Below are 24,191 nucleotides of genomic sequence, written 5' to 3'. Positions count from 1 at the left end.
TCCCTAATATTTTATTGTGACAAACACTGCGAAGATGGCCGGCATGGACACCGCCCTGATCCTCATTCCCGATTTCCTGCTGATCCTGTTCGGCTTCGCCCTGCGGCGCAGCGGCTGGCTGGCGCCTGCTTTCTGGGCGGAGGCCGAGAAATTCGTGTACTTCGTGCTGTTCCCGCCGCTGCTGTTCCGCGCGCTGGCGCGGGCGCAGCTGGACCTGGCCGCCAGCCTGCCCATGTTGGCCGCAGGCCTGCTGTTTACCGCCTGCGCCTTTGCGCTGGGCAGCACGGCCAAACCGCTGTTCCGGCTGCCGCAGGCCAGCTTTGCCGCCGGCAACCAGGGCGCTTACCGCTTTAATACCTATGTCGGCTTTGCCGTCATGGGCACACTGGCTGGCCAGCAGGGCATTGCCACCATCGCGCTGCTCTGCGGCAGCATGGTGCCGGTGGTCAACGTGATGGCCGTATGGCAGCTGGCGCACGGCAGCGAGCGCGGCATGCTGCACGAGCTGGCCCGTAACCCCATCATCTGGGGCATTACAAGCGGGCTGGCGGCCAACCTGTCGGGCCTGGCAGTGCCGGATCCGCTGTTTGCCGCCATCGACCACCTGGCCGCCGCGGCGCTGCCGCTGGGGCTGATTACCGTGGGCGCCGGGCTACGCTTTGCCGCGCTGCGCCGCCACGCCGGCCCCTTGCTGTACTGGAACGCCATCAAGCTGCTATTGCTACCCGCCATCGCCGTACTGGCCACCGGCCTGTTGGGCGTTGCCGGGCTGTACCGCCAGGCGGCGCTGGTGATGAGCATGCTGCCTACCGCGACCTCGGCCTATATCCTGGCCGTGCGCATGCAGGGCGATGGCGAGCTGGCAGCCGCGGTGGTCACCACCTCGACGCTGGCCGCCATGCTGACCATGCCGCTGATGCTGGCCTTATTGCTGTAATCCTGCCGCAAAAGCGGCGTAGCGTGTAGTTAAACTACAGGTAATGTTGCAGCTACACACACCCTGCCCTGCATCAAGGTTGGCCGCCGTGTGCGTGCTAGAATGCCGGCCATCCTTTTCTTAGCGCAGGACCGCCGTTCATGAACAAGCTCGTCATCGCCAGCCGCGAAAGCAAACTCGCCATGTGGCAGGCCGAACACATCAAAGCCCGCCTGGAAGCGCTGTACCCGCAGCTTACGGTAGAGATTCTGGGCATGACCACCCAGGGCGACCAGATCCTGGACAAAACCCTGTCCAAGATCGGCGGCAAAGGCCTGTTTGTGAAAGAGCTGGAGCTGGCCCTGCAAGAAGGCCGCGCCGATATTGCCGTGCACTCCATCAAGGACGTGCCGATGAACCTGCCGGAAGGCTTTGCCCTGGCCGCCATCTGCGAGCGCGAAGACCCGCGCGACGCACTGGTGTCCAACCGCTACACCAGCCTGCATGAGCTGCCGCACGGCGCCGTGGTGGGCACCTCCAGCCTGCGCCGCGAATCGCAGCTGCGCGCCCGCTTCCCGCACCTGGTGATCAAACCGCTGCGCGGCAATGTACAAACCCGCCTGCGCAAGCTGGACGACGGCGAATTCGACGCCATCATCCTGGCCGCCGCTGGCCTGAAACGCCTTGAACTGAGCGAGCGCATCCGCCAGGAGCTGGCGCCGTCGGAAAGCCTGCCGGCCGTGGGCCAGGGCGCGCTGGGCATTGAAATCCGCGCCGACCGTGACGACCTCGTCGCCCTGCTGGCACCACTGAACCACGCCGATACCCACGCCTGCGTCAGCGCCGAGCGCGCTTTCTCGCGCGTGCTGGGCGGCAGCTGCCAGATCCCCATCGGCGGCTTTGCCACCCTCACCGACAACCTCATCACCCTGGGCGGTTTTGTAGCGCACCCGGACGGCTCGGTGATGCTTACCGCCAGCGCCAGCGCCCCGCGTGACTACGCCGACGCGCTGGGCCGTGCGGTGGCCAAAAAGCTGCTGGACCAGGACGCCGCGCCGCTGATCGCCGCCGTCATCGCCGAACAGGCCGGCAAATAAACCATGGCCGGCACGCTGCTGCTGGTGCGCCCCCCGGCCCAGGCCGCCCGCCTGCAAGCTGCACTGGCTTCGCTGGGCGTAGCCGCGCAGCCTTTCAGCGTGCTGGACACGGTGGCAGACGACGCCGCGCTGGCCACCCTGCCCGCGCTGGCACGCGTGAGCCACTGGCTGGTTTTTGTCAGCCCGTCAGCCATCGATATCGGCTGGCCGGCCGTGGCGGCCAAGCTGCCCGCCAGCGTACAGCTGGCCTGCGTTGGCCGCGCCAGCGCCGACAAGCTGATGCAGCTCAGCCAGCGCCCGGTGCTGTACCCCGAAACCGGCAACGACAGCGACGCCCTGCTGGCGCACCCCGCCCTGCAGCAGCTTGCCGGCCAGCGTGTGCTGATTGTGCGTGGCCACGGCGGGCGCGCCCAGCTCGGGGAAACCCTTGCCGCACGCGGCGCGCTGGTGCGCCACGCCGACATCTACCAGCGCGAGGTCACCCCGCCGGATTGGGCAGGGTTGGCCGCATTGCATGCGTCTAGCCAGCTAGCTGGCCTGCTGGTGACCTCCAGCGAAATTGCCGACGCGCTGTTTGGCCAAGCCCAAGCGGCACAGCGCGCCCTGCTGTGCACGCTGCCGTTTTATACCCTGCACCCGCGCATTGCCCTGCGTTTGCGCCAGTACGGTGTAAGCGATATTTCACTATGCGACGGCAGTGCCAGCGCACTGGCCGCCATGCTGGCGCATTAAGCGGCTGGCAGCCCCACCAAGGCGGCGTTACAATGCCCTGCAGTTATACGGCGCCCCGCGCCGGATCCAGCAACCCTGCCGCCTAGCGCGGCTACCTTGCGGTCACCACGAGATCCCATGAGCGAAGCCACCCCAGTAGAAACCGGCAGCGCGCTGCCAGCCAAGAAAACCGTCAACCTCGCGCTGATTGTTTCCCTGATTGCGCTGGGTGTTACCGGCTGGCAATACCTGGACAGCCGCCAGCAGCTGAACGAAGCCAAGCAAGCGCTGGCCAGCCGCCTGGCCGAGAGCGGCGGCAACACCAAAGCCATCCAGACACAAACCGAACAAGCCCTGGCCGCCACCCGCGCCGCCGAAGCCAAGCTGGTGCTGCTGGAAGCCCGCGTCAACGAATCGGCCGGCCAGTACGCCACGCTGGGCGCCATGTACCAGGAGCTCACCAAAAACCGCAGCGACTGGCTGCTGTCCGAGGTAGAGCACACCCTGGGCATTGCCAGCCAGCAGCTGCAGCTGGCCGGTAATATCAGCGGCGCCATTACCGCGTTGGAAATGGTGGACAACCGCCTGGCCCGTTTCGACAACCCGGCGCTGATTCCGGTCAAAAAAGCCGTCGCCAAAGACCTGGAAACCCTGAAAGCCCTGCCCTATCTGGATAGCGTGGGTCTGACAGTCAAACTGGACACCCTGATGCTGGGGGCGGAAACCCTGCCGCTGGTGATCGACCACCACCGCCTGGCCACCAGCACCGCCCGCCCGGCGCTACCCGCCAACGCCCCGTGGTGGGAACGCCTGCTGGCTGACGTGACGCAAAGCCTGGGCGAGATGGTACGCATCCGCCGCATGGATAAACCCGAAGCGCTGCTGCTGTCGCCAGAGCAGGCCTTCTTCCTGCGCGAAAACATCAAACTGCGCCTGCTGGACGCCCGCTTGGCGCTAACCCAGCGCGACGGGGCCACCTACCAGGCCGACCTGGCCGCCGCCGCCCAGTACGGTGCGCGCTACTTCGACCGCGACGCCCCGGCCACGCAAAAATGGCAAGCCACCCTGGCCGAGCTGGCCGCTGCCCGCCTGGACGTCACCCTGCCCGACCTGTCTGCCAGCCTCAAAGCCGTGCGCGATGCGCAGGGCAATACCGTGGAGTAAGCCGTGAGATTTGTGTTCTGGATTGTCGGGCTGTTTGCCCTGGCGGTACTGATTGGCCTGGCCTCTACCCTGAATACCGGCTACGCCATCCTGTTTGTGCCGCCGTACCGCATGGAAGTGTCGTTCAACCTGCTGATCATCGCCGTGGTGGTGCTGGTACTGGTGGCCTACGCCGTGCTGCGTTTGCTGGGCCTGGCGGCCAACCTGCCGCAGGAAGTGCGCACGTTCCAGCGCCAGAAAAAGCTGCGCGCCTCGCGCCATGCGCTGCGTGAAGCCGCTATTTCGCTATTCGAGGGCCGCTACCAGCGCGCCGAACGCGAAGCGCTGAAATCCATCGACGACGAATACTCGGAAGAAAACCGCGCCCTGGCGCTGATGGTGGCAGCCCGCTCGGCCGCCAGCGTAGGCGACAACGCCAAACGCGATGGCTACCTGAGCCGCCTGGAAAACATGCCTCAGCGCATCCAGCTGGCACGCCACATGGTAGAAGCGCAGATCCGCATGGACGCCAAACAGCCGCTGGAAGCGCTAGCCGCCATCGAACGCGCCCGCGCCATCAGCAGCAACCTGACCTCGGCCCTGCGCCTGGAGCTGAAAATCCGCATGCTGCTGAAACAGCCGGAGCAGGTACTGCAGATTACCGAAAAGCTGCTGAAAGCCGACGCGCTGGAAGCCGAGCAAGCCCGCCGCTACCGCCTGGCAGCCTATCGCCAGCAGCTGGTGAGCCTGGGCAGCGAGCGCGAGGTACGCGACTGGCTCAAGCGCATCCCCGGCGTGGAAAAACAGAACCCGGACCTGGTGGTAGACATTTCGCGTCACCTGATTGCGCTGGACACCTACCCGCTGGCCGCCGAGCTGATTGCCACTGCGCTGTCGGACGAAGAGCAAGCCACGCCCGAGCTGGCACGCGAGCTGGGCATGCTGGCCGAGCACATCGACAGCCAGCGCCGCCTGACGCTGATGCGCGACGCGGAAAACTGGCTGAAATCGCGCCCGCGCGACCACATGCTGCTACTAGCACTAGGCCGCCTGGCACTGGCCGAGCAGCTGTGGGGCAAGGCGCAACCTGGAAGCCAGCGTTTCCATGCAGCCCACCCTGTGCGCCCACGCCGAGCTATCCAAGCTGTTTGCCACACTGGGCAAGGATGACAAAGCAGCGCAGCACCAGGCGCTGGCACTGAAAATCGCACTGCAACAAGGCTGCTAAGCATGAAAACCCTGCTCCTTGCCACCACGCTGGCGCTGGCCACTGCGGCCAACGTTTATGCCGCCAGCCCGGCCAAGCCCGCAGCACAAGCGGCGGCCAGCCAGAAGCTGGTGGTGATCGACGTGCGTACGCCGGAAGAGTTTGCCGACGGCCACCTGCAGGGCGCGCAGCTGCTGCCGGTAGACAGCATTGCGCAAGGCATTGCCGCGCGGGTGCCGGACAAGCACACGCCTATCCAGCTGTATTGCCGCAGCGGCCGCCGCTCGGCACAGGCACTGGACACGCTGAAAGCACTGGGCTACACCCGCCTGCAAAACCTGGGCGGGCTGGAAGAAGCCAGCCGCAGCAGCCAGCGCCCCATCGTGCGCTAAGCCATCCGCCGCCCATGAAAAAACCGCCTCACGGCGGTTTTTTCATTATCGGATCATGCCCGCTTATACCTGCGGGCTGGCAAAACCCAATGCGGCCAACTCGTCGGCAGCCAGCAAGCGCCACGCGCCTTCAGGTAAATCACCCAGCGCCAGGCTGCCTAGCGCCAGGCGATGCAGCTGCTCTACGCGGTTGCCTGCTGCGGCCACCATACGCTTTACCTGATGGTACTTACCCTGGGTAATGGCCATGTCCAGCAGGTATTCGCCCACCTGCTCGGCACTGTCTGCGGCCAACGTTTCCTGCTCGTCGTGCAGCAGTACGCCCTCGCGCAAGCGTGCCAGCAGCTCGGCGCTAACCGGGTGCTTGGTGGTAACGCGGTAGTGCTTGGGGACATCTTTTTTCGGCGAGGTCAGCGCGTGCACAAACTGGCCATCGGTAGAAAACAGTAGCAGGCCAGTGGTATCCACGTCCAGCCGGCCTACGGCTGATACACCCAGGTTGACCATCTGCTGGGGCAGCAGGCGGTACACACTGGGGTTGTGAATGGGCTTGTGCGAGGTTTCATAGCCTGCCGGCTTGTGCAGCAGCAGGTAAAAGGGCTCGGGCAGCAGCGCCCACGGGGTGCCATCTACCTGCAGCGAGTGGATGTCGCCAGGGGCCAGCTCGCGGCGCCAGTTGTATTCGGTTTCCCCGTTCAGGTCTACCAGGCCGTATTCGACCAGCTTGCGGCATTCCTTACGGCTGCCAAAGCCTTGTTGTTGCAGTAAGCGATAGAGTTCCATGCGCGTATTCTATCACTGCCTGTCCTGCAGACTTTCCTTGAAATTCAATAACATGGCATGCGCCCCTCGTCACATTTATCCTGCAGAGCGTGTTACTATTCCACCCATCTATTAGTAAGCATCTCTTAAACAACTTAGTACTCGATGGAAATCGTTCACTCAGCCACGCTCCAGCTGTGCCTGCTGCTGATTTATCTGGTTTGCGGTACCACCGTCTGGCTGCTGCGCGGCCAACGTAGCCGCAAAGGCATTTACGACCGCTGGGCAGGGGCGCATCTGGCAGGGGCAGGGCTTTATCTGACGCTGCTGTACTCGCCCTACCTGCCGTCGCTCTATACAGCGCTGCTGGCCTGCCTGTTACTGCTGCTCAAAGGCAGCTGGCTGCTGGGCAGCTTTGCCCGCCTGCTACGTACGCCGATTCCGCTGCAAGGCCGGCGGCCCTTTGGCGCGGGCTTGATGCTGCTATTGGCTTGCCTGCTGCTCGCCATGCCGCCGCATGTCTACTATGTGCACCTGGCCATGGCGCTGGGGGTGGCCGCCCTGTATCTGGGCAGCCTGGCCGCGCTGCTATTGCTGCAGGCCGAGCGGCCTTTCCCTGTCAAGCTGGCGGGTGGCCTGTGCGCTTTGGCCACCACCTATATGCTGCTGTACGCCCTGCACCTGGGTGCCAGCGACCCGGCGTTCATCGTGTACGAGATCGGCCCGCTATTACTGCTACCGGTACTGGTGGCCACGCCGCTGCTGGCGCTGTGCTTTAGTGCCATCGGCAAGGAGCAGGAGCTGGCGGTGCTGCGCACGCTGGCCACGCTGGACCCGCTGACCGGCATCTTCAACCGCCGCAGCTTCGAAGAGCTGGCGCGCAAGGCTTGCGCACAGCACGCCCGCCAGCGGCGCCCGCTGGCCTTGCTGATGATAGACCTGGACCACTTCAAGCGCATCAACGATACCTATGGCCACAGCCGCGGCGATATGGCGCTGAAGGCGCTGGCGGAGCTGATTCCCGAGCACGTGCGTACCGCCGATATTTTTGGCCGTTTTGGCGGCGAGGAGTTTTGCCTGCTATTGCCGGACACCCATGTGCACGGCGCACGCGAGGTCGCCAGCAAGCTATGCCAGCAGATCAATACCATTTTGCTGGAGCCGGGCAAGCCGAGCAGTGCGCTCAGTGCCAGCATTGGCGTCGCCAGCCTGGTACCCCAGCATCTGGACGACTGGCGCGAGCTGTTCGAGCTGGCCGACAGCCGGCTCTACCGTGCCAAATCGGCAGGGCGTAACCAGCTGGTCTGGCTAGGCTAGCCCACAAAAAAGCCCGCAGGCACTGGCTGCGGGCTTTTTTGTGGCCGGGGCTTACAGCACTTCGGCGGCTTTGGCTTTCAAGATCACATACAGCTCGTCTTTGAGCTTCAGCTTTTCTTTTTTCAGGTTTTCGATATCTACCGCCGAGCCGGACTCGATGCGGTTTTCGACATTCTTGATGTGCTGGTCCAGCTCATTGTGCTTGTCGAACAGGCGGGTAAAGTGGGCGTCTTCGGTTTTCAGCTTGCTGATCAGATCACGAAATTCCGGGAACATGGCTTTCTCCTTGGTGGGGTAGCGCGCTAGCGGCGCGGCGTCAGAACCATGCTATGCCCATCATGGGGAAAGCCATTTGATCTAGCACACAAACCCCGCACCTAAAATTGCTGTTTGAACCAGCTCCAGATGCCCAGCGAAAAACCCGGGAACAGGTCGATTCCCAGCGCCGACTTCACCAGATACAGCACCAGCAAGCCTAGCAGGGTAGACAGTAAGAGCAGACAAAAACACCGCTTGCAGCAGCAGGGACAGCTGCTTTTCCCGCCGGGTCAACTCGCGCCGGTTTCTACCTAACAGGAATACGTAGTAGTAGCGCCAGCGCCAGAACACAACCGTACCGCGCACATCTACCGCATGGCGGCCCCAGCTACGCGCGCCCAGGGCTAGCCTGAGGCTGGCCAGCTGCGCCTCGGTAAACGTATCGGCAATGTCCTGCGGCATGCGGCCAAGCAAGTGCTGTATTGACGGGTCGCGCCGGATATCGCTGGGCGGTAGAGGGGTCGGTGTCGGCATGGTGGCATACGATAGGAGCGGGATGCGCTAGATATACCATAGGCGACCGCACAAACAAAAACCGGAGCATCGCCCCGGTTTTTGTTTGTGCTGGCCAGCTTACAGCGAGCCGTAGGAATGCAGGCCGGACAGGAACATGTTCACGCCGATAAAGGCAAAGGTAGTGACCAGCAAGCCGATCACCGCCCACCACGCCAGCGGCTCGCCACGCCAGCCTTTTACCAGCCGCACGTGCAGCCAGGCGGCGTAGTTCAGCCACACGATCAGCGCCCAGGTTTCTTTCGGGTCCCAGCTCCAGTAGCCGCCCCAGGCATCCGCCGCCCACATCGCGCCCAGGATGGTGGCGATGGTGAAGAACAGGAAGCCCACCGAAATGGCCTTGTACATCATTTCATCGATCACTTCGGCCTTGGGCAGCTTGTCGGTCAGGATGCCTCGGCGCGACAGCAGCTGCGCCACGCCCAGCATGGCCGACAGGGCAAACGCGCCGTAGCCGACAAAGTTGGCCGGCACGTGAATCTTCATCCACCACGATTGCAGCGCCGGAATCAGCGGCTGGATGGTGTGCGCCTGGCGGTCGAAGGTGTACCACAGGATGAAGCCTACCGCCGCCGAGATCACCAGCAGCACGAAGGCACCCAGCTGGCGCGCAGCAAACTTGGCCTCGTAGTACAGGTACATCAGCGCGGTAATCAGACAGAACAGGATGAACACTTCGTACAGGTTGGACACCGGGATGCGGCCAACGTCCGGCGCAATCAGGTAGCTTTCGTACCAGCGGGTAAACAGGCCGGCCAGCGCAAAGGCAGAGGCCGCCCAGGTAAGGCCGCTACCGATACGGTTCAGCATGTCAGAGCGCGACAGCAGACCTGCCCAGTAAATGGCGGTAGCCAGGAAGAACAGCGTGCACATCCACATGAAGGACGACTGGCTGGAAAGCAGGTATTTCAGGCCAAAGCTCTCGCCGGCACGGGCCAGGTTGTGGTCGTACAGCTCGATGGCCAGCAGCGACATGGCACCGGCCAGCGGGAAGAACCAGCGCCAGCTGCCCCAGAACCAGCCCAGCGCCACGATACCCGCACCGCTACCCAGCAGGATCAGGTCTTCGTAGATGTCCATCCTGCTGCCGTACAGGCTGAAGGTGTAGCCGGTGACCACGGCAATGAACAGGGCAAACAGCCAGTCGGCCAGGTTCAGTCGCTTATAGAACGGTTGTTGCATTAGCAGCTCCATCATACCTCTCCTGCTCGCGGGCTCAGGGCACCCACAATTTTATCGAAATCTTCGTCCAGGTCGCGGTTGTGGCGGTTCGAGCTCATGGCCACACGCACGCTACCGGCACGCAGCACCAGCCACAGCCGTACTTCGCGCACATAGAACATCAGGATGATGCCGATGACCAGCATCAGCGAACCCAGGTACACCAGGTTTTTGCCCGGCGAGCGCGTCATTTGCAGGCCGGACGACTGTACCTGATCAAAGCCCTGCAGCTCCAGATAAAGCGGTGCCTTGTAATCGTTGAAGGCGCTGACCGTCACCAGGCTATCCAGCAGGAAGCGGTAGTGCTTTTCGTCCTGCGGCCACGGTTTCAGGCCGGCTTTTTCCTGCGCGACCGCCATCACGTCGATCACCGCGCCCTGCAGGATCTTGATATAGGTCTGCGCAATCGCCTGGCGCTTGTCGGCGGGTACCTTGGCGTCCAGGAATTTCTCCAGCGCCACAAAACCGCCCTCGCCAAAGCGCGCCAAAATCCACTTCACGCTATCGCCAAACTGCTTTTCCATGGCCGGGCTGATCGCCGCGCCCTGCATGGCCTTGGCGGTGGTACGGCGGGCAATCTCGTCGTACAGCACCGGGTTTTTCAGCGCGGCCTGCAGGCGCATGAAGCTATCGATTTTCAGCTCGTCATCCAGCGGAATACGCAGGTACTGGAAGGGCTGCGCCACTTCGCTGCGCACACCGGCAATCTGGTACAGCGCGCCTTCTTGCTCCATCGGTGCCATGTAATGATGGAATTCGCGCGCCTGGCCGTGGCTGTCACGCAGCTTGTAGGTAATGGACGGGCCGACGTTTTTCAGGTTTTTGGTGTCCTGCTTCACTTCGCGCACGTCGTGCATGCGCTGCTGCAGGGTTTTGCCGTCTGCCTCGCGCTTGCCCATGTTTTCGATGTTGAACACGCGCAGGTCGCCAAACTCCAGCTGGTAGTCCTGGCCATTCACACGCAGTGGCTGGCTGTTCAGCGACACGCCTTTTATCTCGCTGGCAGCGCTTTGCGGTTGGGCCAGGTTCCAGGCTTTCAGCTCCAGCGGCGAGCCGCCATCGCCAAAGCTGGCCTGATAGATGGCCACGCCATCCACGATCATGGGGTGGTTCACCTTCACGGTGGCCGGGGTTTCCTTGCCGCTGGCCTTGTCGGTAACCACAATATCGCTGGCAAACAGCTTGGGCATGCCGTTGCTGTAGTAGTCCACATGGAACTTCTTCAGCGTCACGATAAAGGGCAGCTCCTGTACCAGGTAGCCCTTGCCGCTGTTCATGAAAATCACGTCGGCGCTTTTGTTTTCCACCACGGTCACGCTGCCACGGAAGGACAGGTTATTGGCCCCCAGCCGGCTTTGTGCCGGTATCTGCCCCTGTGGCAGCTCGCGGGTTTCCGGCACGATGCTGCCGGTAAGCTCGCCGATTTTCAGCGGCAGGTTGCCATCCATCAGGCCGCCGATACAGATCACCACCATGGCGATGTGGGCAAAGAAATAGCCCAGCTTGCTGCCGCTACCCTTTTTGGCGGCCAACACAATGCTGCCATCGTCGCGCTGGCTGCGTTTGTAACGCATGCCCCGTTGCTGGATCAGCGCCACGGCCTGGGCTTCATCCAGCGACACGGCCAACTCGCGGCTGTGTTTCATGGCCTTGAGCGAGCCTTCGGCGGCTTTTTCGCGGAAGCCCTTCATGTCGCGCAGGAACACCGGGCCATTACGCACGATGCACAGCGTGGTAGAGGTCACCAGAAAGGCCAGAATGGTGAGAAACCAGGCCGAATGGTAAACGTCGTACAAGCCCAGGTACTCGAATGCCTTGAACCAGAACTGGCCAAACTCGAAGGCATAGTTAGGGTAGGGCTCGTTCTGCTTGAGTACGGTACCGATGACCGATGCGATGGAGAGAATGGTCAGCAGACCAATGGCAAACCGCATGGAGCTGAGCAGCTCGTACAGGCGATAGCCGGGTGACGCAGGTTTTTTTTGGCTGTTCATTTTGGTTTCAAACGCGACAAAGGGGGCGCAAAGCCCCCTTTGGAACGTATCTGCGCGAAAAAGTTGCGCTTAACGGAGACCGGACATGTATTCGGATACCGCCTTCACTTCGGCGTCGGTCAGACGCATGGCGATATCGTGCATGACCGCATTCTTGCGGTCGGTACCGGCTTTGAAGTCGGCCAGCTGCTTGGCGATATACGCCGCGTGCTGGCTGCCTACTGCCGGGTACTGATCCGGGAAGCCTTTACCTGCCGGGCCGTGGCAAGCCATACAGGCCGGTACTTTGGTGGCCGGGTTGCCTGCGGTGTAGATTTTCTTGCCCAGTGGCATCTGGCTCTTGTCTGCCGCTTCGCGCGGTTTGACTTTCTGGCTGCTGAAATATGCAGCCACGTTGGCCATGTCAGCCGGGGTCAGCGGTGCAGCCATCCCCATCATGATCGGGTTCTTGCGCTCGCCGGATTTGAAAGCCTTCAGCTGGCTTTCGATATATTTGGCGTGCTGGCCGGCCAGCGTCGGGTTGGCAGAAGCCACGCTGTTGCCGTCCGCACCGTGACAGGCAGCACATACCTGGTCAGCGATGGCTTTGCCCTTGACCGGGTCGCCTTTGGCAGGCGCTGCCGGGGTGGAGGCCATAGCACTGGCTGCAAAGGTAGCAGCAGCGATAGCCAACAGCATGTTACGTTTCATGGTCGCTCCTAATGAGAGATAGCGTAAATATCTGTAAAGGTGGCAATTTCAAACCTGCTATTCTATATCAATTGACTTTGCCCTTACTACTATGTCGATCTTTCAGAATGCACGGTTTTTCACAACCGTAAACCACCTCAAGGATTTGCCACCCACGCGTTGCGAGGTGGCCTTTGTTGGCCGCTCTAACGCCGGCAAGTCCAGCGCTATCAATACCCTGTGCAATCGTACCCGCCTGGCCTACGTTTCCAAAACCCCTGGCCGCACGCAGCACATCAACTTTTTCGACCTGGGCCAGGAGCGTTTCCTGGTGGATTTGCCCGGCTACGGCTACGCCGAAGTGCCCGAAGCCATCCGCGTACACTGGGTAGCTCTGCTGGGCCAGTACCTGCAAACCCGCGACAGCATCGTGGGCCTGCTGCTGATCATGGACTCGCGCCACCCGCTCAAGGAGCTGGACTGGAAGATGATCGAGTTCTTTACCGTCACCCAGCGCCCGGTACACATTCTGTTGTCCAAAGCCGACAAATTGTCGCGCCAGGAACAACAGAAGGTTCTGTCCTCGGTCAAGAAACAGCTGGCTGACTACCCCAATATCACCCTGCAGCTGTTTTCCAGCTCCAAAAAGACCGGTACCGAAGAAGTAGCAGGCATTGTGGAAGGCTGGTTTGCCGCCTGCCCGATGCCGCAAGAAGAACAATTTGACGATATCGATGAAACTTTCCCCGACTAAGGCGTCAAAGCAAACAGGAGCCACGCTCCTTCCCGCTTCACCTCCCTGAGCGGGAGCCTGCCAAGGCATTGGCCCCGGTTTGCGAACCGGGGTTTTTTCTTGCCTGCGGCCAACATGGCAAGAATCGGGTCGCCCGCGCGGCACAGGCTCCCTACACTGCCAGCATGACCCAGGAGGCCGGCATGCACAGTGCACACCCACCCCGCGATGAAGACCGCATCACCCAGGCAATCCGCTATCTGATACAGCATGCCCATAGCCAGCCCACGCTGGCACAGCTGGCCGGCACGCTAAACCTGTCCGAATACCACCTGCAGCGCCTGTTTACGCAATGGGCCGGCATCAGCCCCAAACGCTTTTTGCAGCAAATCACGCTGGAGGCAGCCAAAGCAGGCTTGCAGCAAGGTACCGCACTGCTGCCGCTAGCCCACCAGCTGGGCCTGTCCGGCAGCAGCCGCCTGCACGACCTGTTTGTCACGCTGGAAGCCATGACCCCCGGCGAGTGGCGCGCCGGCGGCGCCAGCTTGCAGCTGCACTGGAGCATCGAGCCCAGCCGCTTTGGCCCGCTGCTGGCCGCCAGTACACCACGCGGGCTGTGCCTGCTGCATTTCCTGCCCCTGCCGGATCCTGCATCCGCACACATGCTGCTGCAGCAACGTTGGCCGCAGGCGCAGCTGCAACACCAGCCAGGCAGCCACCAGGCGCTGGTAGCGCAGCTCTTTCAGCCGCTGCACCTACACGACAGCCAGCCACTGAGGCTGCATGTACACGGTAGCAATTTCCAGCTGCAGGTCTGGCGCGCGCTGCTGGCCATCCCGTATGGCAGCCTGTGCAGCTATGGCCAGCTGGCACAGGCGCTAGGCAAACCCGGCACAGCACGCGCCGTGGGCAGCGCCGTAGGGGCCAACCCGATCGCCTGGCTTATCCCCTGCCACCGCGTTATTCGCGCCAGCGGGGCACTGGGCGGCTACCGCTGGGGGGAAAACTGCAAACTGTCGCTATTAGGCTGGGAGGCTGCACAGCAAGCTGGCACGGACAATTATAGAAGTGTCGAGCAATAACTCTAAGCCGCCTACACTGGTAGCTCCCTCTGGGAGACTGCCATGCACCACTTGCTCACTGCCCTGCTACTTGCCGCCCTGCACCCGCCCGCCCAGGCCGTAACTGCCGTGGTACTGGACATGCCCGGCTTTGCCTGGAATGGCCACGGCTGGATACCCGAGCTGCTGGGGCGCTTGCAGCTGCAGCAACAAGCCATCACCCTGCGCCTGCTGCCCCCGGCCCGCGCCGTAGAGCGCTACTACCGCGGCGGCGAAGGCGAGCTGTTTGCCGCCGACCTGCTGTGCCGCCGCCACGACAGCCACTTTCTGACGCTGGGCGTGCGCGACTACGAAGTATTCATCACGCGCCAGGGTGACAAGGTACCCGGCCCGGGCAACCTCCCCCCCGCCGGCGAGCGCGTGCTGGTCGTGCGGGGTTTTAACCACGCGTTTATCCAGCACAACCCCAGGCTGCGCTGGGAAGAGGTCAGCAGCATAGACAAAGCACTGGACATGCTGCGCGCGCGGCGCGCCAACTACTTCTTCAGCTTTCTGGCACTCAGCGAAGACGCCATGCGCGCGCAAGGCAGCAGTAGCCATTTTAACTACGACTCCAGCAAAGCCGTGGGCGAGGTATGGCCGGCACTGAGCTTTCGGCCAAACGATAGCGGCCTGCTGCTGGCGCAGCAGCTACGCCAGCAGCTACTGCAGCAATGGCAAAGCGGCCAGTACGCCAGCTTGCTACAGCGCCACGGCTTGCCTGTCTGGCATATGCGCCCGGGGCTGGAAGGCCGCTTTAGCGTGGTGCAAGCCAGCGACTGCCCGGCCACACGGGCACCGCTCTCCCCCTGAGCATCGGCGAGCCTAGGCGGCGGCAGGCAGCCAGACCGCCACCTCGAAGCCCCCGCCCAGCGGGTGGGCAAACTGCAAACGCCCGCCATGCTGCTGCACAATGCGCTGCACAATGGCCAGCCCCAGCCCGCTGCCGCCATCGGTACCCCGGTGTGCAGCCAACCTTTCAAACGGTGCCAGCGCCGCCTGCTGCAAAGCTGGCGCAATACCCTCCCCGCTATCGTGTACCCGCAGCACCAGCTCACCCGCCCCCGGCTGCAGGCTCACGGTAAAGGGTGGCTGGCCATAACGGCGCGCATTTTCCAGCAGGTTGGACAGCAGGCGCTGCAGGCTTAAGGCATCGCCCTGCAGGCTGGCATCGCAGCGCTGCCAGTGCACCGCCATACCATCGCGGGCAAAGCGTGACAGCACGCTGTCGATCACGCCACCCAGCGCCACCTCCTGCATCGGGCGGGTCTCTTCGCTGCGGGCAAAATCGATAAACTGGCTGACAATGTGCGACAACTCGTCGATATCAGACAACATCCCGGCGCTATCTTCATCGGGCGACAGCATCTCCACCGCCAGCTTCAAGCGGGTCAGCGGCGTGCGCAGATCGTGCGATAGCCCCGCCAGCATCAGGCGGCGCTCACTGGCGGCCTTGTCCAGTGCCTGCGCCATGCCGTTAAAACGCTCGATCAGCAGGCGCACCTCGCGCGGGCCGCTGGGCACCACCGGTGGCGGTGTGCGCCCGGCTTCCAGCTCACGGGTGGCTGCCACCAGCTGCGACAGCGGCCGGGTGGTACGCCAGGCCAGGGCAAAAGCCGCCAGCAAAGACAGCAGCGCCACCAGGCCGGCAGCTTGCAAGGTTGGCCGCAAAGAGGGCGGCAAGAAGCGCGTCAGCGGCATCACCAGCCAATAATGGCTGTCCAGCACCGGCACACGCAGCCACAGCTCCCGCCGCTCGCCGCGGCTGAACTGCACATGCACCGGCTCGCCCAGCGCATCGGATAGCTGGCCGGCCAGGTCGTGCCCCATCGGCGGCACCCTGGAATGCACTTGCTCTGCCGCACTGAGCGGTAGCAGGCGCGGCAGGCCGGCATGGTTGTTGGTCAGCAGGAAAGGGGCGCGTTGCGCCGCGGGCAAGCGCGCCAGCGCGCCCTCGTAATCGGCCAGCGTGTCCACCACCTGGGCGTACAGCTGGTCCGCCAGCAGGGTGTTTTTCTGCTTTACACCCAGCCACAGGGTAAACACCTGGCTGGCCAGCACCGCCATCACCACCAGGGCGGCCAGGCGGATAAACAACGTGCCGCGCAACACGGGCAAGGTCATCGTGCGTCCTTGTCACGGCCATCGGGTACAAATACATAGCCGTAGCCCCAGACCGTTTGCAGGTAGCGTGGCGGGCCGTCGGCGTCTTCTATGGCTTTGCGCAGGCGCGATACGTGTACATCAATGCTGCGGTCTTGCGATTCACCACCGCCTTTGCCCATGGCCAGCGTCATCAGCTGCTCGCGGGTAAGCGGCCGCCGCGGGTGGGTGGCCAGCGCCAACAGCACCGCGTATTCGGCAGTGGTCAGCGTCACCGGCTGGCCGTCACGCAGCAGCTCGCGCCGAGAGGGGTTCAGTGTGCAGGGGCCAAAGTGCAGTGCTTCGGCTTCCTCGTGGCTGGCGGTAACCGCCGGGGTGTGCTCGTAGCGCCGCAACACGGCATTAATGCGCGCCAGCAGCTCGCGCGGGTTGAACGGCTTGGCCAGGTAGTCGTCGGCGCCCATTTCCAGGCCCAGGATACGGTCGATATCTTCGCCACGCGCCGTCAGCATCACCACCGGTATCGGCTCGCCCTGCGCCCGCAGGCGGCGTACCACGGCCAGGCCGTCCTCGCCCGGCATCATGACATCCAGCACCAGCAAGTCCGGGCGGTTACGCGCCAGCTTGCGATCCAGCTCGCGCGCATCGGGCAAGCTTTCTACCGCGTAGCCTTGCTGTGTCAGGTAGCGCTGCAGCAGCTCGCGCAGGCGCGCATCGTCGTCTACTACCAGTATTTTGCGGTTTTCCATAAACACCCAATCTCAGTGCAGGCCGGGCTGCCTGCCTGTCAATGCTGCAAGCCTACCGCGTGGCTGGCACAGCGTCAGCCCCGGTGTGAACAGAGATTAAGCCTGCGGCCAACCTTAACACCCGTTAACACTCCGCACCCTGCGGCACATACTCGGGCAAAACCCCGGCGCTAAAGTGACACCATCAACCAAGGCCACATGGCATAAGGAGTTTGCAATGAAAACACGTTTCGTCCCCACTGCGCTGGTGCTCTCCCTGCTGGCCGCGCTGTCGGCCTCTGCCCTGGCCTTTGGCCATGGTGACAAAATGCCGCGCGCCGACCGTAAAGCCTTTCACGAAGCCGTGCTGTCCGGCGCACTGACCGACGCCGAGCTGGCCACGCTGAAAAAAGAGCGCGACACCACCGTGGCTGCCATCAAGAAACTGCGCGACGACGGTAGCTTCAGCAGCGCCGACCGCGAACAGGCCAAGAAGCTGCATCAGGCCCTGCAAGACAAAACCAAGGCACTGATCGACAATGCCGACCGCACCCAGAAGCGCGACAAACTCCCGCCCGAGCTGGCGCAGATGCACATGAAAGGCGGCATGCACGATGGCATGCACAAAGGTATGCGTGACGGTAAAGCCGGGCACGACAAACACCAGGGCCCGCATGGCATGCCGCGCGAAGACATGAAGCAGTTCCGCGATGCCGTGATTTCCGGCGCACTCACCGATCAGGAGCTGGCCACGCTCAAACAGGAGCGCAACAAGCTGATGGACAGCGCCCGCCAGAACAAACAGCGCCCGGACATGGCCCCGCTGCAGGCGCTGACCAAAACCCTGATCAACAACCAGGACCGCAGCCCGGCGCGCACCAGCTGGCCGGACGAGCTGGCCCCGTGGGGCGGCGATCATGACCATGGCCATCGCCGCTAAACCTGCCTGACCCTGCATCCCCCCGCCTGCCCGGCCCTGCCCGGCAGGCTTTATGCCGTTAGCCACCGCGGCACTGGCCTGCCATGGCGCCACGAAACGGCGCAGGATAGAATCAGAATATGAAGCCGCTGCTATCGATGTTGCTATGCTGGATTATGTTAGGCATAGGCAACGCCGCCCACGCCAGCCCGCCACCGCCGGGTATCCACACCCCGCCGCTGGAACGGGCGGATGTACTGCGCCTGCGCGAGCTACGCCTGCGCGAAGCCGTGGTGCGGGGCGAAATCAGCGAAGAAGAAGCCCGCCGCCTGCGCCAGTTCTACCGCCGTCACGACGCGATACGCCTGCACCTGCCATCAGAGAGACAGGCCAGCATGCCGGCGGCAGAGGCACCACCCAAAGCCTGGCATCGCTGGCGCAAAAAGCAGGACCGCCTTAACGCACCACCGCCGGATAGCGGGCCGGACAGCTAAGTTACCGCCCGCCTTGGCAGGCCAAAGGGACGCTTATGAATAGCCTGAGGTATGGCCTGTTAGTGCTAGGGCTGCTTGCCAGCCACACCAGCTGGGCGGGCCAGGCAGCACACTGCACCCCGGATAGCCCCCTACCCGCCTGCCAGTACCAGCAAGCCGGGCTGGCTAGCTGCCAGGATCAAACTGCGGCCAACCTGCCCGCCTGCCTGCAGCAGTTCACCCCGCCCGCCCTGTGCCGGCGCGAACGCGACCGCGCCGGCTGCGAACAGCTCGCCGCCGCACAGCAGGCCTGCCGGGACATGGCCGGGGCGGCACGCCGCCAGTGCGTGGCCAGGCAGCTCACCCCGCCTGCTTGCCCGGCTAGCCAAGCCAATAGCCACTGCCAAGCCCGCCAGGCCGCCTTACAGCAATGCGGCGCACTGTTTGGCAGCCAGCGTAGGCAATGCCTGCACCTGGAAATGCGCAAGCGCCAGGACGATGGCTCCGCGCTGCGCTAGAGCCATCAGGGCCGGCCAGCGTGCAAACGCTATTTAGCCTGCAGCAACACCAGCAAGCCCTCCGTATCGGGCGCTGACGCCAAGGCCTGCCGGATGCGATTGAACGCTGCGGCCGCCTGGTCCGGGTACTTGGCAAACGGCACCAGGCCATCGTGCGGCCAACCTGCTGCCGCCAGCACTTTCTTGCGGTAACTCATGCCCTCGGGGCCGCTGCCGCCCATTTCCAGCAATGCCTGCTCGATCAGCACATGCGGAAACGGCGTACGCCGCAGGGTCAGAAAATGTTGGGACACTACCTCTTCGTATTGCATGGCTACGCTCCGCTTAGGGTGGTTTTCTTATCTAAGCTTATTGCACTCATTTTTGCCACTTTCAACATGACATGCCGTTTCTATATTCGGATTTTCAAGCAAGCTGGATTATATTGATAGCCTCCAGCGCACAGCCTGCTCCCGATAACAACGACGACAAGAGAACCCTGGCGTGAACGTATTCAGCGACACCACCTCCGTACTGATCATTGACGACTCGCTTACCGTGCGCCAGTCGCTGCGCGCCATGCTCAGCAACGTAGGCGTCACCCGGTCAGAAACGGCAGCCAACGCTGCAGACGGCCTGATGCGCCTGCAAAAGCGTAGTTTCGATGTTGTGCTGTGCGACTACAACCTGGGCGAGGGCATGAACGGGCAGGAAATGCTGGAACAGCTGCGCAGTACCGGCAGCTACCCGCTGACCTCGGTATGGATCATGATTACCGGCGAACGCAGCTACGAACGCGTGGTCGCCGCTGCCGAAGTGGCCCCGGATGATTACATCCTCAAGCCATTTTCCAGCCAGGCCCTGTTCGACCGCATGCAGTCCGCCTTTACCCGCAAGCGCTTTCTGAAACCGGCACACCTGCACCTGATGAATGGCCGCGAAGACCTGGCTATTGCCACCATGGATGAGCTGGTCGGCAAAGCCGCCAACCCCATACAAAAGCTGGATGTCCTGCGCCTGCTGGCGGAAACCCACCTGGCGCTGGAGCATTATCAGGAAGCCAGCAAGTGTTACTCAGACATACTGGACCTGCGCGTCATCCCTTGGGCCAAAATGGGGCTGGCACGCATTTTCAAGGCACAGGACAAAGTAGAAGAGAGCAGCGAGCTGCTGAACGAGATCATCCGCGAAGCCCCCCACTATACCGACGCCTACGACACCCTGGCGCACAACCTGGCGCGCTGCGGCCAGTTTGCCGAATCGCTTGAAGTACTGGAAAAAGCCGTGGCGCTATCGCCGCGCAACTTTCGCCGCCTGTGCCTTACCGGTGAAAGCGCCCTGAACGCGGGCGACCCGGCCAAAGCCGCGCTGTATCTGGAAAAAGCCGTGCGTATCGGCCGTAACAACAGCGCCTTTGGCCCCGACGTGCTGATCGACCTGCTGCAAGCGCACAGCGAAGCCGGCAATGCCGAAAAGATGGACCAGGTCGCCAACGAGCTTAGTGGCATGCTGAAGGGCGAACACAATGTGTTCCTGCTGCACGTTTGCCGCGCCATGACCCTGCTGGGCCGCAAATCCTGGATGGATGCCCAGGAATCGCTCAAACAAGCCGCAGCGCTGCTGCTACAAAAGCAGCTTAGCTGGCGTAGCGGCGTGCGCTTTCTGGAAGCCGTAGCACGCCTGCCTGATGACATTGACGGTTATAAAGGTTACGACTGGGTAAAACAGCTGGCGCTACGCTTGGTGCGTACCCACCAGGATGTCGAACAGCTCACCGCCATGGCCAAAAAAAGTATCGGCCTGATCCGTGCGGTACATGATGCATACGGTTTTCTGCAAAACACCAACGACGAAGCCGTATCGCTGACCAAAGACAAGAAAAAGGACGCTGCCGCCAAGCTGCTGTACGACAGCGCCAGCGTCACGCTCAATGACCGCCTGGGCATGAACGCCTGTGCACTGCTACTGCAGCTGGCCGACGAGAACAGTATCGGGCTGGCGCAAGAGCTGCTGGGCTGGCTACCGGCAGAACACGAGCGGGTACACGGCCTGGTGGCTACGCTGCAAAAGCTGCGCCACGCAGCCAACCAGCAGGAAATCTTGCCGGACTAAGGTGCAAGGCCGCCAGGCTCAGGGCTTGGCGCCGGCCAGCAGTACAGCGCAATACGTACCACCATCACCTCGCCCGCCTGCGGCATTTCTATAATATCCCTTTAGAATCAAATGATTAATTATTGCGTGACGACAATTTGTGTCACACAATAAAAATCAGCCCTTCGGCCGCCCAGGCTGTGGACAAGGTTATCCACAGCCTTGCCCGCAGATTACTTGCATCACACCAAGTTCATTACGTAATAATTTTATGTAATTCATTATTAAATTACGAAAAACCTGCCGCCCCGCGCGCCACCCTATCGTAATAGCCAAATCCCCCCCGCCAGAAAACACTGTTCACACCCACCCGTCCTGCACAACGTTCCCAAATCGCGGCCACATCGCCACAATGTCTGACAGGCTGAAACCAGGCCTGCGTAGCAACATGACCGGGTTTCATCGTTGGCCATAAAATCCAGGCCCTAGCTACTTCGCCAGACAAGATAGAGCGTGATCTGCTCATGACGGGGCGAAGGCTAGAAAAGCCCCCGCATAAGGAAAGACAATGCTGCTAGGCATGGAACAAACACTGGGGTTTCTGGCGGCCGCCGTACTGGTGACCCTCTCGCCGGGGCCGGACAACCTGATGGTCTTGAGCCTGGGCATGGCAAAGGGACGCCGCCACGGCATAGCGTTTGGCCTGGGTTGCGCGCTGGGCTGCCTGAGCCACACGCTGTTGGCCGCACTGGGTATCAGCGCCCTGCTGGCCGCCTCGCCGCTGGCGTTTGCTGCACTCAAAATAGCTGGCGGTGCTTATCTGATCTGGCTGGGCTGGCAGGCTTGGCGCAGCCAGGGCAGCCTGCTCAATGCAGCGCAACAGCACAACCCGCGCGAAAGCGCCGGCAAGCTGTTTGTCAAAGGCCTGCTCGCCAACGCCATCAACCCCAAAGTCGTGCTGTTTTTCCTGGCGTTCTTGCCGCAGTTCGTTATCAGCCAGCATGGGCAACTTGCCTGGCAAACCGCACAGCTGGGGCTGCTATTCACGCTGCAGGCCGCCGTGGTGTTCGGCTTACTGGGCTATTTTGCCGGCCATGCCGGGCGCTGGCTCAACACCTCACCACAGCGCAGCACCCTGCTGGACCGTATTGCCGGCACCTTGTTTGTCTTGCTGGGCCTGAAACTGATACTGGCGCCCTGAACGCTATCAACACCGGCGTGGCAATAGGAAAGCCACCACATGCAGTGCACAGGTCATCTACGCTTTAACTATCGATACCTGCAAAAGCCTGCGCTTCATGCAAGAATGATGGCTTATTCCCGAATGATTTGCGGATCATGCCTCACGTCTCGCACCTCGCCTCCCACAGCCGCTTCAAGGCACTGACATACGGCGCGCTGATCAGCCTGCTGTTGCTGCTCAGCGGCGTTGCCGAACTATGGTCTTCCTACCAGACGACTGTCGCGCAAGGCCATGCCCAGGCGCGCATGGAAAGCCTGCTGTTCTCCGAATGGATGCGGCAAGATTTCCGCGAAGTTGAGCTACTGCAAAACATGGTTGCCGAGCAGCTGGAAGAAAATGACTTCCAGACCTCGCAGCCCCCGGCAGAACGCACCGCACTGGAAAGCCGCTTGGTGCGTGCCATGCGTGGCGTGCCACAAGCCTACGACATGATTCTGGTAGACCGTAACTGCCAGCTGGTGCTGTCGTTCAAAGTCTCTCCCGGCTTTGACGCCCGCGAACGCAGCTACTGCAAAGCCATGCTGTCCCCCAGCAAGGAAGACCGCTTTGTCAGCGAGCGCTTCAAAGGCGCCAGTGGTGACCTGGTCGTGATGGCCACCCAAAGGGTACGGGGCATAGATGGCCGCGTTATCGGCCTGCTGGGCACCGTCATCCGCACCAGCCACTTCCAGCAGCTGATAGACCGCACCCTGGTAGGCGGCCACCACGACGTGATGGCCTTTGCCGACACCCGCATGCAGCTATTGGCACGCCAACCCATGCTATCGCCCATGCCGGTAGCACCGGTAAACGACCCGGAAGCACTTAGCATGTTGCAGCGTGGCGATGTGGAAGCCAGCTATGAATACACCTCCGCACTAGACAAACGCACCCGCCTGCACTCCATGCGCAAGGTAGAACGGCTGCCGCTGATGGTCACGGTAGGCATTGATAAAGAAACCCTGCTGGCACCCTGGCGCAATAAAGCCTGGCTGATGCTGGGCGGCTGGCTGATCTGCACCCTGCTACTGGCACTGGGCGTGCGGCGCTTCCAGCGCAATACCGAGCTGACCGACGCACTGGCCACCCGCAGCGTGGCCATCGACCACGCTGCCGAGGCCATCATCATTGCCAACGGCAAGGGGCATGTGGAATACGTCAACCCGGCGTTTGTGGAAATGACCGGCTACCGCAGCGAAGAAATCTGCGGCCAACGCAAGCTGGACGACGTTCTGCTGGGCGAGCACCCGCAGTTCAAACCCGAGCTGCAAACCACCATTCTTGGCGGTGAAACCTGGCGCGGCGAGCTGTCCAGCCACAACCGCAGCGGCCAACTGTATTTTGAAACCATCTCGGTGGCGCCAGTCATGTCGGCAGAAGGGCGCCTGCTGCGCATGGTGGCCATTAAGCACGATGTCAGCGATGCCAAGAAGCTGCAGGCCGACCTGATCCGGCTGGCCAATACCGACGAGCTGACCAGCCTGTATAACCGCCGCCAGTTCATGCAGCGCTGCACCGAGGAAATCGCCCGCGGCCAACGCTGGGAGCGCCCGCTGTCGCTGGCCATGCTGGACCTGGATCACTTCAAGCTGCTGAACGACCGCCATGGTCATGCTTTTGGCGACGAGGTGCTGCGCACCTTCGCCAGCTGCTGCCAGGGCAGCGTGCGCATAGAAGATGTTTGCGGCCGCCTGGGCGGCGAGGAGTTCGCCATCCTGCTGCCCGATACCGACCGCTACACCGCTACCCAGATCATGGAACGCGTGCGCCAGGCCGTGGCCGCACTGCAGCTGGACAACCCGCAAGGCGGCGAGCCGGTGCACTTTACCGTCAGCATCGGCATCAGCGAGCTGTACCCCGGCGACGCCACGGCCACGCCGATGATGGCGCGCGCCGACGCGGCCCTGTATCTGGCCAAACAGGAAGGCCGCAACCAGGTGCGCGCCGGCTAGCAGGCCCCTTGCCCTTACCACCAGCCAAAGCCAGTCAGTCACCCTGACTGGCTTTTTTCATGGTGTGTCACGGCGGCGAGACCCGCGCACCGGCCGGCAACCAGCCAGGCCCA

Annotated in this window: 25 protein-coding genes; 16 read left to right on the top strand and 9 right to left on the bottom strand. The window is 62.4% G+C overall.

Features of this window, described 5'->3' with window-relative positions; translation table 11 throughout:
• Positions 1-43 precede the first annotated feature (43 nt).
• The 6 genes from FLQ44_RS04365 (at position 44) to FLQ44_RS04340 (ending at position 5,466) form a co-directional block, all read left to right on the top strand.
• A complete protein-coding gene (locus tag FLQ44_RS04365; RefSeq protein ID WP_170252781.1) occupies positions 44-937 on the top strand; it encodes an AEC family transporter in 894 nt (297 codons plus the stop codon).
• Between the two features lie 140 nt (positions 938-1,077).
• Positions 1,078-2,013: a hydroxymethylbilane synthase gene (gene hemC, locus FLQ44_RS04360; protein WP_147693230.1), complete on the top strand. Its 936-nt coding sequence runs from the start codon at positions 1,078-1,080 to the stop codon at positions 2,011-2,013.
• Between the two features lie 3 nt (positions 2,014-2,016).
• Positions 2,017-2,745 carry a uroporphyrinogen-III synthase gene (locus tag FLQ44_RS04355; RefSeq protein WP_147693229.1) on the top strand — a complete coding sequence of 243 codons (729 nt, stop codon included), beginning with the start codon at positions 2,017-2,019 and terminating at the stop codon, positions 2,743-2,745.
• 117 nt (positions 2,746-2,862) lie between these two features.
• A complete protein-coding gene (locus tag FLQ44_RS04350) occupies positions 2,863-3,888 on the top strand; it encodes a uroporphyrinogen-III C-methyltransferase (RefSeq protein ID WP_147693228.1) in 1,026 nt (341 codons plus the stop codon).
• Between the two features lie 3 nt (positions 3,889-3,891).
• A complete protein-coding gene (locus FLQ44_RS04345; RefSeq protein ID WP_240801177.1) occupies positions 3,892-5,037 on the top strand; it encodes a heme biosynthesis HemY N-terminal domain-containing protein in 1,146 nt (381 codons plus the stop codon).
• Between the two features lie 60 nt (positions 5,038-5,097).
• Positions 5,098-5,466: a rhodanese-like domain-containing protein gene (locus tag FLQ44_RS04340; protein ID WP_147693227.1), complete on the top strand. Its 369-nt coding sequence runs from the start codon at positions 5,098-5,100 to the stop codon at positions 5,464-5,466.
• Positions 5,467-5,529: 63 nt separating this feature from the next.
• Here FLQ44_RS04340 and FLQ44_RS04335 read toward each other — a convergent pair whose 3' ends face one another.
• Positions 5,530-6,249: a pseudouridine synthase gene (locus FLQ44_RS04335; RefSeq protein ID WP_147693226.1), complete on the bottom strand. Its 720-nt coding sequence runs from the start codon at positions 6,247-6,249 to the stop codon at positions 5,530-5,532.
• A 144-nt stretch (positions 6,250-6,393) separates the two neighbouring features.
• Between FLQ44_RS04335 and FLQ44_RS04330 the strand changes: the two genes are divergently transcribed.
• A complete protein-coding gene (locus FLQ44_RS04330; RefSeq protein ID WP_147693225.1) occupies positions 6,394-7,545 on the top strand; it encodes a GGDEF domain-containing protein in 1,152 nt (383 codons plus the stop codon).
• A 51-nt stretch (positions 7,546-7,596) separates the two neighbouring features.
• Here FLQ44_RS04330 and FLQ44_RS04325 read toward each other — a convergent pair whose 3' ends face one another.
• The 5 genes from FLQ44_RS04325 to FLQ44_RS04305 all read right to left on the bottom strand — a co-directional run bounded on the left by FLQ44_RS04325 (position 7,597) and on the right by FLQ44_RS04305 (position 12,281).
• Positions 7,597-7,821: an HP1242/YdcH family protein gene (locus tag FLQ44_RS04325; RefSeq protein WP_147693224.1), complete on the bottom strand. Its 225-nt coding sequence runs from the start codon at positions 7,819-7,821 to the stop codon at positions 7,597-7,599.
• An 81-nt stretch (positions 7,822-7,902) separates the two neighbouring features.
• Positions 7,903-8,265: a hypothetical protein gene (locus FLQ44_RS04320; RefSeq protein ID WP_206208652.1), complete on the bottom strand. Its 363-nt coding sequence runs from the start codon at positions 8,263-8,265 to the stop codon at positions 7,903-7,905.
• A gap of 171 nt (positions 8,266-8,436) precedes the next feature.
• Positions 8,437-9,570: a c-type cytochrome biogenesis protein CcsB gene (ccsB, locus tag FLQ44_RS04315; RefSeq protein ID WP_147693317.1), complete on the bottom strand. Its 1,134-nt coding sequence runs from the start codon at positions 9,568-9,570 to the stop codon at positions 8,437-8,439.
• On the bottom strand, positions 9,570-11,591 hold the full coding sequence (locus FLQ44_RS04310; RefSeq protein ID WP_147693223.1) for a cytochrome c biogenesis protein ResB: 2,022 nt from the start codon (positions 11,589-11,591) through the stop codon (positions 9,570-9,572). Before FLQ44_RS04310 ends, ccsB begins: the two co-directional genes overlap by 1 nt.
• Before the next feature lie 69 nt (positions 11,592-11,660).
• Positions 11,661-12,281 carry a c-type cytochrome gene (locus FLQ44_RS04305; protein ID WP_147693222.1) on the bottom strand — a complete coding sequence of 207 codons (621 nt, stop codon included), beginning with the start codon at positions 12,279-12,281 and terminating at the stop codon, positions 11,661-11,663.
• A 91-nt stretch (positions 12,282-12,372) separates the two neighbouring features.
• Here FLQ44_RS04305 and yihA point away from each other — a divergent pair, with 91 nt between their 5' ends.
• The 3 genes from yihA (at position 12,373) to FLQ44_RS04290 (ending at position 14,906) form a co-directional block, all read left to right on the top strand.
• A complete protein-coding gene (gene yihA, locus FLQ44_RS04300) occupies positions 12,373-13,014 on the top strand; it encodes a ribosome biogenesis GTP-binding protein YihA/YsxC (protein WP_147693221.1) in 642 nt (213 codons plus the stop codon).
• A gap of 182 nt (positions 13,015-13,196) precedes the next feature.
• The gene (locus FLQ44_RS04295) at positions 13,197-14,075 is read left to right on the top strand and encodes a bifunctional transcriptional activator/DNA repair enzyme AdaA (protein ID WP_206208651.1); all 879 of its coding nucleotides are present in this window, start codon (positions 13,197-13,199) and stop codon (positions 14,073-14,075) included.
• Between the two features lie 42 nt (positions 14,076-14,117).
• Positions 14,118-14,906 carry a hypothetical protein gene (locus tag FLQ44_RS04290; protein WP_147693219.1) on the top strand — a complete coding sequence of 263 codons (789 nt, stop codon included), beginning with the start codon at positions 14,118-14,120 and terminating at the stop codon, positions 14,904-14,906.
• A 12-nt stretch (positions 14,907-14,918) separates the two neighbouring features.
• Here FLQ44_RS04290 and FLQ44_RS04285 read toward each other — a convergent pair whose 3' ends face one another.
• Together FLQ44_RS04285 and ompR are read right to left on the bottom strand one after the other, a co-directional pair.
• Complete coding sequence (locus FLQ44_RS04285) at positions 14,919-16,217, bottom strand: ATP-binding protein (RefSeq protein ID WP_147693218.1); 1,299 nt, start codon at positions 16,215-16,217, stop codon at positions 14,919-14,921.
• Positions 16,214-16,945 (bottom strand): osmolarity response regulator transcription factor OmpR, encoded by a 732-nt coding sequence (ompR, locus tag FLQ44_RS04280; protein WP_147693217.1) that lies wholly within the window; start codon positions 16,943-16,945, stop codon positions 16,214-16,216. The genes FLQ44_RS04285 and ompR overlap by 4 nt, the downstream gene beginning before the upstream one ends.
• 217 nt (positions 16,946-17,162) lie before the next feature.
• Here ompR and FLQ44_RS04275 point away from each other — a divergent pair, with 217 nt between their 5' ends.
• The 3 genes from FLQ44_RS04275 (at position 17,163) to FLQ44_RS04265 (ending at position 18,834) form a co-directional block, all read left to right on the top strand.
• Complete coding sequence (locus FLQ44_RS04275) at positions 17,163-17,864, top strand: hypothetical protein (protein WP_147693216.1); 702 nt, start codon at positions 17,163-17,165, stop codon at positions 17,862-17,864.
• Positions 17,865-18,019: 155 nt separating this feature from the next.
• Positions 18,020-18,337: a hypothetical protein gene (locus tag FLQ44_RS04270; RefSeq protein WP_147693215.1), complete on the top strand. Its 318-nt coding sequence runs from the start codon at positions 18,020-18,022 to the stop codon at positions 18,335-18,337.
• A gap of 62 nt (positions 18,338-18,399) precedes the next feature.
• A complete protein-coding gene (locus FLQ44_RS04265; RefSeq protein WP_147693214.1) occupies positions 18,400-18,834 on the top strand; it encodes a hypothetical protein in 435 nt (144 codons plus the stop codon).
• Positions 18,835-18,863: 29 nt separating this feature from the next.
• Here FLQ44_RS04265 and FLQ44_RS04260 read toward each other — a convergent pair whose 3' ends face one another.
• On the bottom strand, positions 18,864-19,145 hold the full coding sequence (locus FLQ44_RS04260; RefSeq protein WP_147693213.1) for a hypothetical protein: 282 nt from the start codon (positions 19,143-19,145) through the stop codon (positions 18,864-18,866).
• Between the two features lie 172 nt (positions 19,146-19,317).
• Here FLQ44_RS04260 and FLQ44_RS04255 point away from each other — a divergent pair, with 172 nt between their 5' ends.
• The 3 genes from FLQ44_RS04255 to FLQ44_RS04245 all read left to right on the top strand — a co-directional run bounded on the left by FLQ44_RS04255 (position 19,318) and on the right by FLQ44_RS04245 (position 24,078).
• Entirely contained in the window at positions 19,318-20,925 is a 1,608-nt protein-coding gene (locus FLQ44_RS04255) for a response regulator (protein WP_147693212.1), read from the top strand.
• Positions 20,926-21,472: 547 nt separating this feature from the next.
• Positions 21,473-22,105 carry a LysE family translocator gene (locus FLQ44_RS04250; protein ID WP_147693211.1) on the top strand — a complete coding sequence of 211 codons (633 nt, stop codon included), beginning with the start codon at positions 21,473-21,475 and terminating at the stop codon, positions 22,103-22,105.
• A 137-nt stretch (positions 22,106-22,242) separates the two neighbouring features.
• On the top strand, positions 22,243-24,078 hold the full coding sequence (locus FLQ44_RS04245; protein WP_147693210.1) for a diguanylate cyclase: 1,836 nt from the start codon (positions 22,243-22,245) through the stop codon (positions 24,076-24,078).
• The last annotated feature ends 113 nt before the right edge of the window (positions 24,079-24,191 follow it).

Origin of the sequence: Vogesella mureinivorans, from assembly GCF_007644035.1 — a bacterium.
GTDB lineage: Bacteria > Pseudomonadota > Gammaproteobacteria > Burkholderiales > Chromobacteriaceae > Vogesella > Vogesella mureinivorans.
Note: the sequence above shows the minus strand (reverse complement) of the source record. Positions and strands in the feature narration are given on the sequence as shown.